The organism is Rhizobium sp. BR 314, assembly GCF_047445805.1.
In the GTDB taxonomy this organism is placed as follows: domain Bacteria; phylum Pseudomonadota; class Alphaproteobacteria; order Rhizobiales; family Rhizobiaceae; genus Rhizobium; species Rhizobium lusitanum_B.
In genome coordinates this window covers 374,956-389,525 of record NZ_JARWLA010000001.1, presented here as the reverse complement: position 1 = coordinate 389,525, position 14,570 = coordinate 374,956, and the positions used below count along the sequence as shown (strand labels likewise).

General features: G+C 60.2%; 17 protein-coding genes. 14 read left to right on the top strand and 3 right to left on the bottom strand.

Going from position 1 to position 14,570, the window contains the following annotated elements; genetic code table 11:
* Positions 1 to 138 precede the first annotated feature (138 nt).
* The 6 genes from ruvC (at position 139) to QD461_RS01850 (ending at position 4,516) form a co-directional block, all read left to right on the top strand.
* Positions 139 to 666, top strand: a complete 528-nt coding sequence (ruvC, locus tag QD461_RS01875; RefSeq protein WP_184702718.1) for a crossover junction endodeoxyribonuclease RuvC — start codon at positions 139 to 141, stop codon at positions 664 to 666.
* A 45-nt stretch (positions 667 to 711) separates the two neighbouring features.
* Positions 712 to 1,326: a Holliday junction branch migration protein RuvA gene (gene ruvA / locus QD461_RS01870; protein ID WP_414086227.1), complete on the top strand. Its 615-nt coding sequence runs from the start codon at positions 712 to 714 to the stop codon at positions 1,324 to 1,326.
* A 153-nt stretch (positions 1,327 to 1,479) separates the two neighbouring features.
* Positions 1,480 to 2,520, top strand: a complete 1,041-nt coding sequence (gene ruvB, locus QD461_RS01865) for a Holliday junction branch migration DNA helicase RuvB (protein WP_184702720.1) — start codon at positions 1,480 to 1,482, stop codon at positions 2,518 to 2,520.
* Between the two features lies 1 nt (position 2,521).
* Positions 2,522 to 3,424, top strand: a complete 903-nt coding sequence (locus QD461_RS01860) for a metallophosphoesterase (protein WP_414086226.1) — start codon at positions 2,522 to 2,524, stop codon at positions 3,422 to 3,424.
* Between the two features lie 6 nt (positions 3,425 to 3,430).
* Complete coding sequence (locus QD461_RS01855; RefSeq protein ID WP_414086335.1) at positions 3,431 to 3,940, top strand: NUDIX hydrolase; 510 nt, start codon at positions 3,431 to 3,433, stop codon at positions 3,938 to 3,940.
* 12 nt (positions 3,941 to 3,952) lie between these two features.
* Positions 3,953 to 4,516, top strand: coding sequence for a DinB family protein (locus tag QD461_RS01850; RefSeq protein WP_414086225.1), 564 nt, complete (start codon positions 3,953 to 3,955; stop codon positions 4,514 to 4,516).
* Here QD461_RS01850 and QD461_RS01845 read toward each other — a convergent pair.
* From QD461_RS01845 to QD461_RS01835, 3 genes are read right to left on the bottom strand one after another with little or no spacing between them, the layout of a single operon-like run.
* Positions 4,513 to 5,406, bottom strand: a complete 894-nt coding sequence (locus tag QD461_RS01845; protein ID WP_414086224.1) for an NAD-dependent epimerase/dehydratase family protein — start codon at positions 5,404 to 5,406, stop codon at positions 4,513 to 4,515. The genes QD461_RS01850 and QD461_RS01845 overlap by 4 nt on opposite strands.
* Complete coding sequence (locus QD461_RS01840; RefSeq protein WP_414086223.1) at positions 5,403 to 6,269, bottom strand: glycosyltransferase; 867 nt, start codon at positions 6,267 to 6,269, stop codon at positions 5,403 to 5,405. Before QD461_RS01840 ends, QD461_RS01845 begins: the two co-directional genes overlap by 4 nt.
* Positions 6,266 to 7,486: an NAD-dependent epimerase/dehydratase family protein gene (locus QD461_RS01835; protein ID WP_414086222.1), complete on the bottom strand. Its 1,221-nt coding sequence runs from the start codon at positions 7,484 to 7,486 to the stop codon at positions 6,266 to 6,268. The genes QD461_RS01840 and QD461_RS01835 overlap by 4 nt, the downstream gene beginning before the upstream one ends.
* A gap of 136 nt (positions 7,487 to 7,622) precedes the next feature.
* On the opposite strand from QD461_RS01835, the gene ybgC reads away from it, so the two are divergent.
* From ybgC to ybgF, 8 genes are all read left to right on the top strand, one after another.
* Positions 7,623 to 8,078, top strand: coding sequence for a tol-pal system-associated acyl-CoA thioesterase (gene ybgC, locus QD461_RS01830; protein WP_414086221.1), 456 nt, complete (start codon positions 7,623 to 7,625; stop codon positions 8,076 to 8,078).
* Between the two features lie 416 nt (positions 8,079 to 8,494).
* Complete coding sequence (gene tolQ / locus QD461_RS01825) at positions 8,495 to 9,217, top strand: protein TolQ (RefSeq protein ID WP_184702734.1); 723 nt, start codon at positions 8,495 to 8,497, stop codon at positions 9,215 to 9,217.
* Positions 9,218 to 9,243: 26 nt separating this feature from the next.
* Complete coding sequence (tolR, locus tag QD461_RS01820; protein WP_184702736.1) at positions 9,244 to 9,702, top strand: protein TolR; 459 nt, start codon at positions 9,244 to 9,246, stop codon at positions 9,700 to 9,702.
* A 9-nt stretch (positions 9,703 to 9,711) separates the two neighbouring features.
* Positions 9,712 to 10,944 carry a hypothetical protein gene (locus QD461_RS01815; RefSeq protein ID WP_414086220.1) on the top strand — a complete coding sequence of 411 codons (1,233 nt, stop codon included), beginning with the start codon at positions 9,712 to 9,714 and terminating at the stop codon, positions 10,942 to 10,944.
* Positions 10,945 to 11,144: 200 nt separating this feature from the next.
* Positions 11,145 to 11,384, top strand: a complete 240-nt coding sequence (locus tag QD461_RS01810; protein WP_414086219.1) for a hypothetical protein — start codon at positions 11,145 to 11,147, stop codon at positions 11,382 to 11,384.
* Positions 11,385 to 11,404: 20 nt separating this feature from the next.
* The gene (gene tolB, locus QD461_RS01805; RefSeq protein ID WP_414086218.1) at positions 11,405 to 12,709 is read left to right on the top strand and encodes a Tol-Pal system beta propeller repeat protein TolB; all 1,305 of its coding nucleotides are present in this window, start codon (positions 11,405 to 11,407) and stop codon (positions 12,707 to 12,709) included.
* A gap of 151 nt (positions 12,710 to 12,860) precedes the next feature.
* On the top strand, positions 12,861 to 13,397 hold the full coding sequence (gene pal, locus QD461_RS01800) for a peptidoglycan-associated lipoprotein Pal (protein WP_414086217.1): 537 nt from the start codon (positions 12,861 to 12,863) through the stop codon (positions 13,395 to 13,397).
* A 159-nt stretch (positions 13,398 to 13,556) separates the two neighbouring features.
* Positions 13,557 to 14,567, top strand: a complete 1,011-nt coding sequence (gene ybgF / locus QD461_RS01795) for a tol-pal system protein YbgF (protein ID WP_414086216.1) — start codon at positions 13,557 to 13,559, stop codon at positions 14,565 to 14,567.
* Positions 14,568 to 14,570: the final 3 nt, after the last annotated feature.

Sequence of the window (14,570 nt, the reverse complement as noted above, 5' to 3'; positions counted from 1 at the left end):
CAGTGTGCCTATTCCAAACCCCGCCGCCGCAATTTCGTCACGATGTTTCAGCGTGGCGCTGGCGGTCCAATCTGTGTCTTGTTTTTGTTTTGTTCACATTTTACTGGCACATCTTCAGCCCGAAAGATAGGTTGGCTTATGCAGAATACGATTCGCATCATCGGCATCGATCCGGGCCTTCGGCGCACCGGCTGGGGCATCATTGATACGCTTGGCAACTCGCTTCGCTTCGTGGCTTCGGGCACCGTCACTTCGGATGGCGATATGGATCTCGCATCCCGTCTATGCCAGCTGCATGATGGGCTTGCTGAGGTCGTTCACAGCTATCAGCCGGATGAGGCCGCCGTGGAGCAGACCTTCGTGAATAAGGATGCGGTGGCAACGCTGAAGCTCGGCCAGGCCCGTGGAGTCGTTATGCTGGTTCCGGCGCGGGCAGGCCTGCCGGTCTCGGAGTATGCTCCGAATGCGGTCAAGAAGGCCGTCATCGGCGTCGGTCACGGCGAGAAGCAGCAGATCCACATGATGCTGAAGATCCTGATGCCCAAAGTGGAATTCAAGGGAAATGACGCGGCCGATGCGCTCGCTATTGCCGTCTGCCATGCCCACAACCGCGGCGCCAGCCGGCTGCGGCAAGCGTCGCTTCTGGCCGCCGCGAAGGCTTCGTAACCGCTTCAACCCGTTCGCTAAACCCACTCCTGACGGACACCATTCATGATCGGCAAGCTGAAAGGCACAATCGAAGAGATCGGCGAAGACTATGTGCTCGTGGATGTGCACGGCGTCTGTTACGTCGCCTATTGTTCCGCTCGGACGCTGTCGAAGCTTGGTTCCGTCGGCGAGGCATGCATTCTCTTCATCGAGACCTATGTCCGTGAAGATCAGATCCGGCTCTTCGGCTTTATGACGGCGCTTGAGCGTGAGTGGTTCAACATCGTGCAGACGGTTCAAGGCGTCGGTGCCAAGGTGGCTCTGGCGCTGTTGTCGACGCTGACGCCGGCCGAGCTTGCCAATGCGATCGCGCTTCAGGATCGCGCCGCCGTTTCACGGGCGCCGGGCGTCGGCCCGAAGGTTGCCATGCGCATTGTAACGGAACTGAAGAACAAGGCGCCGGCCTTTGCTGGCGATGCCGCCAATATCGTGCTCAAGCAGGAGTTGGGCGAAGGCGTTGCCGCAGCGCCGGTTGTGGATGCCGTATCGGCGCTCACCAATCTCGGCTATTCGCGGGATCAGGCCGCCAATGCCGTGGCCGCAGCCTTGAAGACTGCCGGCGATGGCGCCGATAGTGCCAAGCTGATCCGTCTTGGCCTAAAGGAACTGTCGCGTTGAGGCTTTGCACCCTCCGCGTTCCTTACTATTGTCTCAAAATCGCGAGATCGCCATGGAGTGCTCTCTCGTCGAAGACTATCTTGAGCGTGGCGGAATGGACGCCGCCTTCGGCAGGAGCGCCGAGAAACGCATATTTGGAATGGAACCGCTGACATGAGTGAAGCCGCACGTCTGATATCGCCGGAAAAGCGTGGCGAAGACATCGATGCGACGCTCAGGCCGCAATCGCTGGACGAGTTTACCGGCCAGGCAGAAGCGCGCGCCAATCTAAAGGTTTTCATCGAGGCGGCCAAGGGGCGCGGTGAAGCGCTGGACCACGTGCTGTTCGTCGGCCCACCCGGTCTCGGCAAGACGACGCTGGCGCAGATTATGGCCAAGGAGCTCGGCGTCAACTTCCGCTCCACGTCCGGCCCGGTCATCGCCAAGGCAGGCGATCTTGCGGCGCTGCTCACCAATCTCGAAGAGCGCGACGTGCTCTTCATCGACGAAATTCACCGCCTCAACCCGGCAGTCGAAGAAATCCTTTATCCGGCCATGGAGGACTTTCAGCTCGATCTCATCATCGGCGAAGGGCCGGCGGCGCGTTCGGTGAAGATCGATCTCGCCAAGTTCACGCTGGTTGCCGCCACCACCCGTCTCGGCTTGCTGACGACGCCGCTGCGCGACCGCTTCGGCATTCCTGTCCGGCTGAGCTTCTATACCGTCGAGGAGCTGGAACTGATCGTGCGGCGTGGCGCCAGGCTGATGGGCCTCGGCATGACGGATGAGGGTGCGCGCGAGATTGCGCGCCGAGCCCGCGGCACGCCGCGTATCGCCGGCCGATTGCTGCGCCGCGTGCGCGACTTCGCGGAAGTGGCCAAGGTCGAGGCGGTGACGCGGGAGGTTGCCGACGAGGCATTGACACGGCTTCTCGTCGACAATGTCGGCTTCGATCAGCTCGACAAGCGCTACCTCAACATGATCGCCGTCAATTTCGGCGGCGGCCCCGTCGGCATCGAAACCATCGCTGCCGGTCTTTCCGAGCCGCGCGATGCAATCGAGGATATTATCGAGCCCTATATGATCCAGCAGGGCTTCATTCAGCGCACCCCCCGCGGCCGCGTCTTGACCGCGATTGCCTGGAAGCATCTCGATATGCAGCCGCCCAAGGATCTGGAGGCAGCCCAGTTCCGGCTGTTCCAGGAGGGGGACTGAGTTGCTCGGCCGTCGTGCCTTTTTAAAGCTATTCGGCGGCAGCGTATTCGGCTTGATGGCACTTGGAGGCTATGCACTCGGCTATGAGCCCGTCATCAGGCTGGATGTGACCCGCTATGCGCTGACGCCGCCGGGATGGACGCCGGGGTTGAAGCTTCGGATCGTGGCGCTTGCCGATTTCCATGCGTGCGAACCGTGGATGACGGCCGAGCGCATCGGGTCGATCTGTGCCCGTGCCAACGAGCTTGGCGGCGACATCATCGTCCTGCTCGGCGACTATACGTCCGGGACCGATCTAATCACGGGTAGGGTCGATCATCGCGTATGGGCGGCGCAGCTAGCCACATTGAAGGCGCCTCTCGGCGTTCATGCCATCCTCGGCAACCACGACTGGTGGCACGATGCCGCCGCTCAAAGAAGCGGCCGTGGCCCCACATTCAGCCACCGGGCTCTCGGCGGCGTCGGGATTGAAGTCTATTCCAATCGCTCGGCGCGTCTGGAGAAGGACGGGCAGGGGTTCTGGCTCGCCGGCCTTGAGGATCAGCTGGCGCTGAGGCGCAGCATCCGGTGGAAGCGGCCTTTCACCGAGGGGCTCCACGATCTCGGCGGGACGCTGGCTCAAATTTCCGATGACGCGCCTGTTATCCTGCTTGCTCACGAGCCCGATATCTTTCCGGATGTGCTTCCGAGGGTGTCGCTGACCCTTTCCGGGCATACGCATGGCGGACAGGTTCGGGTCTTCGGCTGGTCGCCTTATTCTCCGTCGCGCTATGGCGACAGATATGTCTATGGCCATATCATCGAGGAAGAGCGTCACATGATCGTCTCCGGCGGCCTCGGCTGCTCCATCATGCCGGTTCGCTTCGGTGTCCCGCCTGAGATCGTTGTCATCGATGTGGGTTGAGGGATGATGTCGAAACGCAAGCTGATCAGACTGAATGCGGGGCGCTTGCGCTTCCAGATGCGTGTGGCGGGCCTCGCCTTTCGCGACGGGCATGTGCTGGTCCATAGAGCCGTGCACGAGAGCTTCTGGACCTTTCCCGGCGGCCGGGCGGAGATCGGAGAGACCTCCGAGGACACGCTGCGGCGGGAAATGCAGGAGGAGCTTGGCGTGGATACCACGGTCATGAGGCTTCTCTGGTCGGTCGAAAATTTCTTTCACTACGAGGAGCGCGACTGGCACGAGCTCGGCCTCTATTACCTGATGGAGATACCTGCGAGCTTCCCATTCGATCCGCAGGAGATCGTGCATCGGGTCCAGGACGGCGACAACGATCTGGAATTCAAATGGGTGCGGGCGACGCGCGAGGCGCTGGTTGCACTCGATATCCCGCCCTATTTCATTGCCGAGGAGATCGAAGATCTGCCGCTGACGCCGCGTCATCTCGTCTGGTGCGACGGCGATCTCGACCAAGGCTAAGGAGAGGATTCGATGTCTCACTTCCACCTCGTTCGGAGCTTTCGAAAGCTCGCCTACAACAATGCGCTGGCAAATATCCGGCTGCATCGCGCTTGCGCGGCATTGCTGCCTGGCGAGTTCGAGGCAAAGCGCGTCAGCTTCTTTCCGTCGATCAAATCGACCCTCAACCACATCCTGACGGTGGACTGGTTCTATGTCGATGCGCTGGAAGGCGGAAGACTCGGCCTCAAAGCCTTCGACATCGAGGAGCCTTATGACCGGTTGGGTGATTTGACGGCACAGCAGGTCGAGGTCGACGGCAGGCTGGTCGCCTTCTGCGAGAAACTGACGCCGGATGTGGCAGTACGGATCGTCGATATCGAGCGCACGGGCCGCGTTCAGCGGGAGCGGGCGGACGATGTGCTGAACCATCTGTTTCAGCATCAGACGCATCATCGCGGCCAGGTGCATGCCATGCTGGCCGGAACGAGCGTTACACCGCCGCAGCTCGACGAATTTGTCGTTGCCGACGATGCGCGGTTCAGGGGCGGGGAGCTGGCGACGCTCGGATGGGACGAGACGAAGCTGATGCGCTAACTCGCGTGGTGCCGATCAGCCAGGGTTTCTATCGTTTGCCTGAGCAAGGCTTTTCCGCCGCCTTGCCATCCCAGGGCTTGGATCTTTGACGTGTCCATGGCGTTGACAGCGCTGTGCGGCGCAGCCGTTGGCAGTGCGTGCGGACAGCCTGTCGCGCTTTGAAGATGCCCCAGGATTTCGTGCGTATCGGTCAGAATATCCGAAAGATTGAAGGCTTGACCGTCCATCCGGCTGGCCTCCGTTTCCAACAATAAACGAACTGCACGGCCGAGGCCCCGCCCATGAACTTCCGTTCCTGCACGAGATGGAACCGGTCTGCCAAGCAGATAATCGTCGAACAGCTGATCCCATTTGTTCGGTCGCAGGTCGCCGTAGACGCCGGTCGCTCTCAGGCTCGCCGTGGCAAAGCCAGGTGTGGAAAGCGAGAATAGGGCATGCTCGGCGTCGCGTTTTACTTCACCGTAGAGAGTGTTCGGCATCGCTTTGATTGCCTCGGTCAACGTCTCCCCTGCAGGCCGATCGCCATAGACGGCGCGCGAGGATAGGAAGATGCAACGCCGAACGCCAGCCATTCTTGCAGTCTCGAACAGCTTGACCGTGCCGCCCAGATTGAGCCGGCGAAACCCATCGGGGTCGTCTCCCTCGCCGCCGCGATATTTGCCAGGCACATGGCTGAAGGCCGCGTGCACAAAGACATAGGCGTCGTCGAAGACTTGGCGTTGGTCCTCTTGGGGGTCGAGGCTCATCGGCACGAAGGAGACGGGACGGGAGAAGAAGCTTGCTTGCGGCTCGTTGCGGCTACCGACTGCGACCTCGTACCCGGCCGACAGCAACTCCTCGGCGATGTATCGGCCGACAAGACCTGTTCCTCCCGATATGAGAATCTTCATGCCGCCTCTTTTGGATTGGTGAGCGTCGCGATGTCCGGCACGCCTTGCCCCGTATGGAAGCAATGCCAGAGGTCGATCAGCGGCCTCAGCAGCTCGGCCTTGGGGTGGTTTTCCTCCCAGGGCTTTTCGTACTGATAGTGCAGGATCGAGACACTGTTCCAGTTCCAGAGGTCGGGCATGCTGAACCAGACATATTGCAACATGTTCATGAATACAGGCAGGCCGTGCCAATCCGGGAAGAAGGCCTCAAGAAAGGTCTGGTCCGTCCGGCGCCAGAAGACATCGGGCCGGTCGAGCCGTTGCAGCATGTCCTGGAATGTCGCAAGCGATGGCTTGGCGACAAAGACGCCGGAATTCAGTCGATGAAAGTCGGAAAGGCTCTCATAGACGTTCGGGGCGGCAGAGAATTCGGGATAGTCGAAAAGCCTGTCGACATTTCGCAGCACCAGCGCATCGGCGTCAATGAAGACGCAGGTATCGTATTCGATGAGCTGCCAGAGCCGCAGCTTGCAGAAATTGTCGAGCGGCGTGTGGAAGGATGGCTTGCGGCCCTTGGTGAATGGGGCGGCGGCATGGAGGTTGCCGCGCGCATGTCGCTCGTTGAAGCCCTCAGAGAGGGGCAGATGTTCGACTTCGATGAGGCGGCAATCGAGTCCGGCGAGCGGAGCGAGGTCGCTTTCGCGCACGCCGGCGGTATGCAGCACGACGATATCGGCCTTGGTGCCGGTCCGAACGATCGAGCGCGCCAGCGCCAGCGCGCCCATGGCATAGTCGGCATTCGTGACAAGGGTCACGAATGCCTGACCTGAGCGGGGGCGGGTGTAGGGGCGCAACCCCTGCAGCATTTCGCTTCCGAGCATCATGACACGGACTTCAACCTCTTGCCTTCTGGGTCATGGTTGACCGTCGCGGCGAGATCCTTCGTCCAGGCAGAGACGGCGGGGACGCGCGAGCGATCGACGCGATAGGCGTATTTCCTGGCGACATCGACGATTTCGCCGAGCAGGCCGGCCTCCAGCGTGATCGGCGACAGTCCGAGGTCGAGAAACTTGTCGTTCTTGACGATCAGCTCGTTTTCCGGCGCTTCCTTGCGCGGGTTCGGCAGCCGAACGATTTCCGCGCCGCTGATTTTTGCAATCATGTCGGCGAGGTCGCGCACGCGGTGTGTTTCCGTCATCTGGTTGAAGATTTCGACGCGGGCGCCGCGAGCCGGCGGGTTCTTCAGCGCAAGCTCGATGCAGCGCACGGAATCCTGGATATGGATGAAAGCGCGGGTCTGGCCGCCGCTGCCGTGCACGGTCAGCGGATAACCGATCGCCGCCTGGATCAGGAAGCGGTTCAGCACAGTGCCATAGTCGCCGTCATAATCGAAGCGATTGATGAGTTGTTCGTGCCGGCGCGTCTGCTCCGTATGCGTTCCCCAGACGATACCCTGATGCAGGTCGGTGATCCTGAGCCCATCATTCTTGGCATAGAACTGAAAGAGCAGCTGATCGAGGCATTTCGTCATATGGTAGATCGAGCCGGGATTGGCCGGGTAAAGGATCTCCTGGCTCACTGTGCGGCCGTCGGCCGTATCGATACCGACAGGCAGATAGCCTTCGGGGATGGCGGCGCCGATGGTGGAATAGCCGTAGACACCCATCGTGCCGAGATGCACGAGATGCGCGTCCAGATTGAGCTCGACCAGCGCGTTCAGCAGATTATGCGTCGCGTTGACGTTGTTGTTGACTGTGTAGTTCTTGTGACGGTCGCTTTTCATCGAGTAAGGGGCGGCTCGTTGTTCGGCGAAATGGACGATGGCGTCGGGGCGATGTTCGGCCAACCACTTCTTCAGAAGCTCGTAATCTTTGGCGAGGTCGATCAGATTGAAATGTATGCGGCGGCCGGTTTCGGCGTGCCAGATACGGGTACGTTCTTGGATCGAATCCATCGGCGTCAGCGACTGGACGCCCAGTTCGGTGTCGATCCAGCGACGGGAGAGATTGTCGAGGATGTGGACCTCATGACCGGCATCGGAGAGATGAAGCGAGGTTGGCCAACCGATGAATCCGTCGCCGCCCATAACCGCTATTTTCATGAGGTTTTTCCTTCTGCGCCGATCCGCTGTCCGGCATCATTCCGGATAGTCGGAGTTTATGACAATTGTTCAAAGCTTGCTTGATGGCAGAAGTTCGGCCAAAGAGGTGCCGGACATTCAAGGAGATGCGGCAACAATGAACAGCCCCTTTCTGATAGCTGGGGAACTGGAAGCCGGAAGCCACCGGCTGGTGCAGCGAGTCTATTACGAAGATACGGATTTTTCCGGCCTCGTCTATCACGCGCGCTACCTGCATTTCCTTGAGCGAGGCCGCACGGACTACCTGCGTTGTCTCGGAGTGGAACAGCGCGAATTGCTGAATGCAGACGAAGAAGGGCTGGTCTTCGTCGTTCATCGCATGGAGATCGACTTCAAGGGACCGGCGCGCATGGATGACGTCCTGACGATCCGCACCGTCACCGAAAAGGCGGGGGGCGCCAAGATGGTCCTTTCCCAGGAAATACGCCGCGACGATACTTTGCTGATCGCGGCCAAGGTCATCATTGCCGTGATCAATGCCAAAGGCAGGCCGCGGCGGCTGCCGGAAAAGCTCGCGGCGCAGATGCTCACCGCTTCGGAAGCCGCTGGCTAATAAGGCTTTCGATGACCGGGCTGCCGGCCTGTGCGGGCAGCGGAACCGCCATTTGCCTGGGGGTGCTTGCAATAACTTGAGTTTTATGTGAAGGAATTTGGCGCGCAAGTCATGTCTGCGTTTGTCGCCGGTTTCGTCCGGTCAGTTCTTCCCTGGAGCTAGAATAATCTTCCTTTGCAGCTAAATCCTTCATGGTTCGACGCTAACATTCTTTTAACCATAATAGTGTCTTACTGCTTTCGTCGGAGTTTGTGCGGTGCACGCCTTCCTTTGACCAAATTTGACGGCAAGAAGGCAATTGTAAGCTTGGAAGGCTTGACCAGGGCGTTCAGCGGCGGCTGCCAAACATTTCTTGTGAGATCACTTTTAGCCGCCCGGTCTAGCGCCGGGCGTTTGGATTCGGGGATTTTGGATCAATGGAACAAGTAGCATTGGCAGCGGCCACCACACCGGACATCACCCTCTGGTCGCTCTTCATGCAGGCGGGCCTGGTGGTCAAGCTCGTCATGATCGGCCTTCTGGCCGCGTCCGTCTGGACTTGGGCGATCGTCATCGACAAGTATCTGAGCTATGCGCGGGCACGTCGCCAATTCGATCAGTTCGAGCAGGTCTTCTGGTCCGGCCAGTCGCTCGAAGAACTCTACCGTACTCTTTCCGAGCGCAACAATACCGGCTTGAGCGCCATCTTCGTCTCCGCCATGCGCGAATGGAAGAAGTCGTTCGAGCGCGGCGCACGTTCGCCGATCGGCCTGCAGATGCGTATCGACCGCGCCATGGATGTCACCCTTGCGCGCGAATCGGAACATCTGACCGCCCGTCTTGGATCGCTCGCGACCATCGGTTCGGCCGGCCCGTTCATCGGCCTGTTCGGTACGGTCGTCGGTATCATGACCTCGTTCCAGGCGATCGCCGGCTCGAAGTCGACCAACCTCGCGGTTGTCGCGCCGGGTATCGCCGAAGCGCTGTTGGCAACCGCCATCGGTCTGGTCGCGGCTATTCCCGCCGTTATCGCCTACAACAAGTTCTCCGGCGACGCCGGCAAGCTCTCTGCACGCATGGAAGGTTTCGCGGATGAATTCTCCGCCATCCTTTCGCGCCAGATCGATGAGAAGCTGCAGCCGCGCCAGGCAGCGCAGTAAGTAGCGGACAGAACCGGAGTATTCACATGGGAATGTCTGTTGGAGGCAATGGTGGCGGCGGTGGCCGCCGAGGCGGTCGTCGCGGCGGAGGCCGAGGTGGCCCGATTTCCGAAATCAACGTGACGCCGCTCGTCGACGTCATGCTCGTGCTGCTGATCATCTTCATGGTCGCTGCGCCGATGATGACGTCGGGCGTGCCGATCGATTTGCCGCAAACGCAGGCCGGCGCGCTGAACGCCCAGACCCAGCCGATCACCATCTCGATCAAGGCCGACGGTCAGGTCTTTCTGCAGGAAACGCAGCTCAACGTGACGGAGATCGCTGCAAAGCTGCAGGCGATCGCGACCACCGGTTATAACGAACGCATTTTCGTGCGCGGTGACGGCAAGGCGCCTTATGGCGTCATCGCCGATGTCATGTCGCGCATCCAGGAAGCCGGTTACAAGAATATCGGCCTCGTCACGCAGCAGATAACGGATCACTGACGAATCGCCATGAAGCGCAGTCTTGCCACATCTGCGGTTTTTCACGTCCTGGTGCTGATCGGCGCCATGGTGACGCTGAGTGCGCCGGCGCCGTTGGCGACGCCGGAAAGCACGGCGATGGATGTCGACATCGTACCGGCAGACCAGCTTCAGCAGGGCGAGAAAAAAGCGCCGGTGACGGATCACGTCTCGCGCAAGCAGACCACGAAGCAGGACCAGGTCGCCAACGCCCAGAACGTTGGCGAGAACAAGGTTGATATCAAGAACGCGGTCGTGCCGACACAGCGACCGGAGAGCGACACCGCGGCATTGGCGCCGAAGAAGGTGGATGCGCCCGTTCCGCAAAATGATCCGCGGCCAAACGACGTCAAGACCGTAGAGCAGAAGGACACAGAGGCTGCGCCGAAGGAAGTAGCCGTTGTTCCGCAGCAGAAGCCGGATGTGACGCCCACTCCGGCGCCGAAGACCGATCCGACGCCTCCTACTCCGAAAGCCGACGTAACGCCGACACCGCCGCCAGCCCAACAGCCGACGCAGCAGGCTGAAATCCAGTTGCCGAACAATGTTCCCGTACCGGACGTAAAGCCGCAGCCGACGCCACCGAAGACCGCCGAACAGAAGCCCGAAGTCAAGCCGGTGCCGAAGCCGGACGTGAAGGTGGCTGAAGCGAAGCCGACGGACAAGACGACGACACAGAGCACCAGCAAGACCACATCCAACGATGACGGCAAGAAGGATGCTGACAAGAAGCGCCAAGTTGCCAAAGCCTCCAACAAGGGCTTGGATGATGGTCTCGCCGACCAGATCAGCGACCTTCTAAACAACACTTCGTCGAAGGGCGGCGCGAAGCGATCTTCCCAACAGGCCTCCGCTGGCGCGGAAACGCAGGTCGCCTCGCGCGGGGGGATGAAATCGCTTGGCGCAGGCAAGCTTAGCCAGAGCCAACAGGACGGTTTGCGTGATCTGATCCAGAAGTATTGGAACCTTCCTCCCGGGCTCGAAGGCGCAGGCGACGTGCGAATCAAGGTGCATTTCAAGCTCGATAAGTCCGGGCAGATCGTCGGTCAGCCAGAGGCAACGACGAGCGGTGGACCGGCGTCGACGCAGGGGGCCATGCAATCCGCCGCTGTACGCGCTGTCCTTCGCGCGCAATCTGAGTTCATGACGATTCTTCCGGCGGATAAGTATGACGACTGGCAGGAAGTCGTCGTCAACTTCAGCGCAGCGGACCTGGGGATGTGATGCGGGGTATACAGCTTTCGATGAGCCACTGTCCGCGTATCGCCCCGTCCTTGCTCATGGCTTTGGCAGTGATGTTCGCGGGGGCAGCATCGGCCCAATCAGCGATTGTCGCTGGCAAACATCAGCTTGACCATGCGGCCGCTGATAGTATTCGCGACAAGGTTACAAGGAGCTGGCTTCGTCCTTCGGATGTGGCCGACATGAAGGCGGTTCACGTACAGGTCCGCATGAAGCTCGATCATGATGGGAAGATTATGGGTCAACCGGAAGTCGTTGCAAGCGGCGGTCCGGAGAGGACCCAAAAAATTGTGGCAGCAAGTGCGGTGCGTGCCGTCCTCAGGGCGGCGCCTTTCACGGGTCTGTCACAGGCTCAATTCGACAATGAAACTAGTTCGGTCGAGGTCATCTTGAACTTCGAACCCGGCGACATGGCGCTTTAATGCTGAAAGGCTTGGCACATATGCTCAGAAACTCCCTCGTTCGTCTCCTGCTGGTGCTGGCGGGCCTTACGGCCGCACTCGCCACTCCGGCCTATGCCGTGGTCGAGCTCAACATCAACAAGGGCAATGTCCAGCCCATGCCGATCGCGATCACCGATCTTCTGTCGAATGACAGTCTCGGTCCGCAGATCTCGGGCGTGATCGCAGCCGATCTGCAGCGTTCCGGCCTGTTCGCGCCAATCAACAAGCAGGCCTTCATCGAGAAGATCAGCAATCCGGATTCGACCCCGCGCTTCCAGGACTGGACGACCATCAACGCGCAGGCTCTGGTGACCGGCCGCGTGACGCAGGAAGGCGGTCGTCTTCGCGCTGAGTTCCGCCTGTGGGACACGTTCGGCAACAGCCAGATGATCGGCCAGCAATTCTACGCGCAGCCAGACAACTGGCGTCGTGTCGCCCACATCATCGCCGACGCGATCTATCAGAAGATCACCGGTGAAAAGGGCTATTTCGATACCCGCGTCGTTTTCGTCGCCGAAAGCGGCCCGAAGACGGCCCGCAAGACGCAGCTCGCCATCATGGATCAGGACGGCGCGAATGTCCGCATGCTGACCGACGGCAGCGATCTCGTACTGACGCCGCGTTTCTCGCCGAACCGCCAGGAAGTGGCCTATATGTCCTTCGCCAACCAGCAGCCGCGCGTCTATCTGCTGCAGCTGCAGACGGGCCAGCGCGAACTGGTCGGCAACTTCCCCGGCATGACCTTCTCGCCGCGCTTCTCGCCGGATGGCCAGCGCGTGATCATGAGCCTTCAGCAGGAAGGCAACGCCAACATCTACACGATGGACCTGCGTTCGCGCACGACCACGCGTTTGACCTCGACGGCTGCCATCGACACTTCGCCCTCTTATTCGCCTGACGGCTCGCAGATCGCCTTTACGAGCGATCGCGGCGGCAAGCCTCAAATCTATGTGATGGGTGCGGATGGCTCAAACCAGCGCCGCGTTTCCTTCGGTGATGGTTCCTATTCGACGCCGGTCTGGTCGCCGCGCGGCGACCTCATTGCCTTCACCAAGCAGTCCGGCGGCAGCTTCTCCATCGGCGTCATGAAGACCGATGGTTCGGGCGAACGCCTGCTGACGACCGGGTTCCACAATGAAGGCCCGACCTGGGCTCCGAACGGCCGCGTCATCATGTTCTACCGCCAGCCTGCCGGCTCCGGTGGCCCGCAGCTCTTCTCCATCGACCTGACCGGCTACAACGAGCAGAAAATCCCCACTCCGGGCTTTTCTTCCGACCCTGCCTGGTCACCCCTGCTCGAGTAGTTGAGCGTTCGCCACTTTATCGCCGCAAAGTCCTGTGACTTGACCGGTTCCGGACAATTTTAGGACATCATTAACCATATTTGTTGGAATCGGATTAACCGAACCCGGTTACAGTCTGGCAACCCTGATAGAGACTAAGGAGAGACCGGCAATGAGCCGCATCGCAACCCCGGCCGTTGGCCATATGCAAAACCTCGCTCGCAACCCGATCATGATCGCGCTTTTCGTCGGCCTTTCGCTGGCTGGCTGCGCCTCCAAGAAGGGTCTGCCGAACGATGCCAACGGTCTTGGCCTGAACGGTGGTGCGGGCAGCGCTACTCCGGGTTCGCCGCAGGACTTTACCGTTAACGTCGGCGACCGCATCTTCTTCGACACCGACAGCACCTCGATCCGCGCCGACGCCGCTCAGACGCTCGACCGTCAGGCTCAGTGGCTTGCTCGCTATCCGAACTACGCAATCACCGTCGAAGGCCATGCCGACGAACGCGGTACGCGCGAATACAACCTGGCTCTCGGTGCTCGCCGTGCGGCTGCCGCCAAGGACTACCTCGCTTCGCGTGGTGTTCCGGCAAAGCGCATGAAGACGATCTCCTACGGCAAAGAGCGTCCCGTCGCGACCTGTGACGATATCTCCTGCTGGTCGCAGAACCGTCGTGCCGTCACCGTGCTCAACGGCGCCGGTTCCTGATAGGTCAAACGACTGCTCGAAATGCATAAGGCGGTCCTTGCGGCCGCCTTTGTTTTTTTGACCACACTTTGGCCGAACTCCGTTGCTTTTTGAGAGCAATTGTAAAAATCTCCTGTTCGAGCCTCTGGCCCGAAGAATCAATGAGACAGGACGATCCATATGAGAAAACTTGTCGTGGCGAGCATGCTGTGTCTCGCTGCCTTTGCAGGTAGTGAGCGCGATGCCTCTGCCTTGTCGCTGTTTGGAATCCACCTCGGAGGCCGTGACGCTTCCGCACAGTCGGCACACAACAGCGAGTATCAGAGACAAGCACAATATAACCGTGCGCCGGTCGTTAAGGTGCAGAGCAGCGACGCCGAGGTTCGCCTGCAGCGGCTTGAAGACCAGTTGCGCCAGTTGAACGGTCGTGTCGAAGAGATGAGCTATCAGCTGTTGCAAATGCAGGAGCAGATCCGCAAGACGCAGGAAGACAACGAGTTCCGCTTCCAGCAGCTGGAGAAGCGCGGTGGCGCGCCGGCAAGCGGCGGGACAATGAAGAAGAGCGAGGCCGATGTGCCGGCGCAAAGTTCCGGCGGGCAGCAGGATGATATCGCCAGTGTCATCGGCGATTCGCAGAATGCCGGCGCAGCTCCCCAGCGGGGCTCCAGCTCGGGCAAGCCGCCGTCGCAGCTCGGCTCGATTCAGTTCGATCAAAGCGGCAGTGAAGTGGGCAGTTCGTCTACCGGCACAAATAACGGTTCCGGCGCGCCGCCCAGTTCCGGTTCCGGGGCGCAGACGGCGTCGCTCGGCAACGAGAACGATCAGTACAAGGCAGCTTATGGCCACGTCCTGTCCGGCGACTACAGCGTCGCCGAACGGGAATTCCGCCAGTATATCGATAGCTATCCCAGCAGCTCGCGGTCTGCGGATGCGAATTTCTGGCTCGGTGAAGCGCTCTATTCGCAGGGCAAGTACAACGACGCCGCCAAGACTTTTCTGAATGCGCATCAGAAATACAGCACTTCGGAGAAGGCTCCTGAGATGCTCCTGAAGCTCGGCATGTCGCTCGCCGCGCTCGACAACAAGGACACCGCCTGCGCCACTCTTCGCGAAGTCGGCAAGCGTTATCCCAAGGCTTCCAAGGCCGTGACCAGCAAAGTTGCAAGCGAACAGAAGCGTCTTGCCTGCTGAATG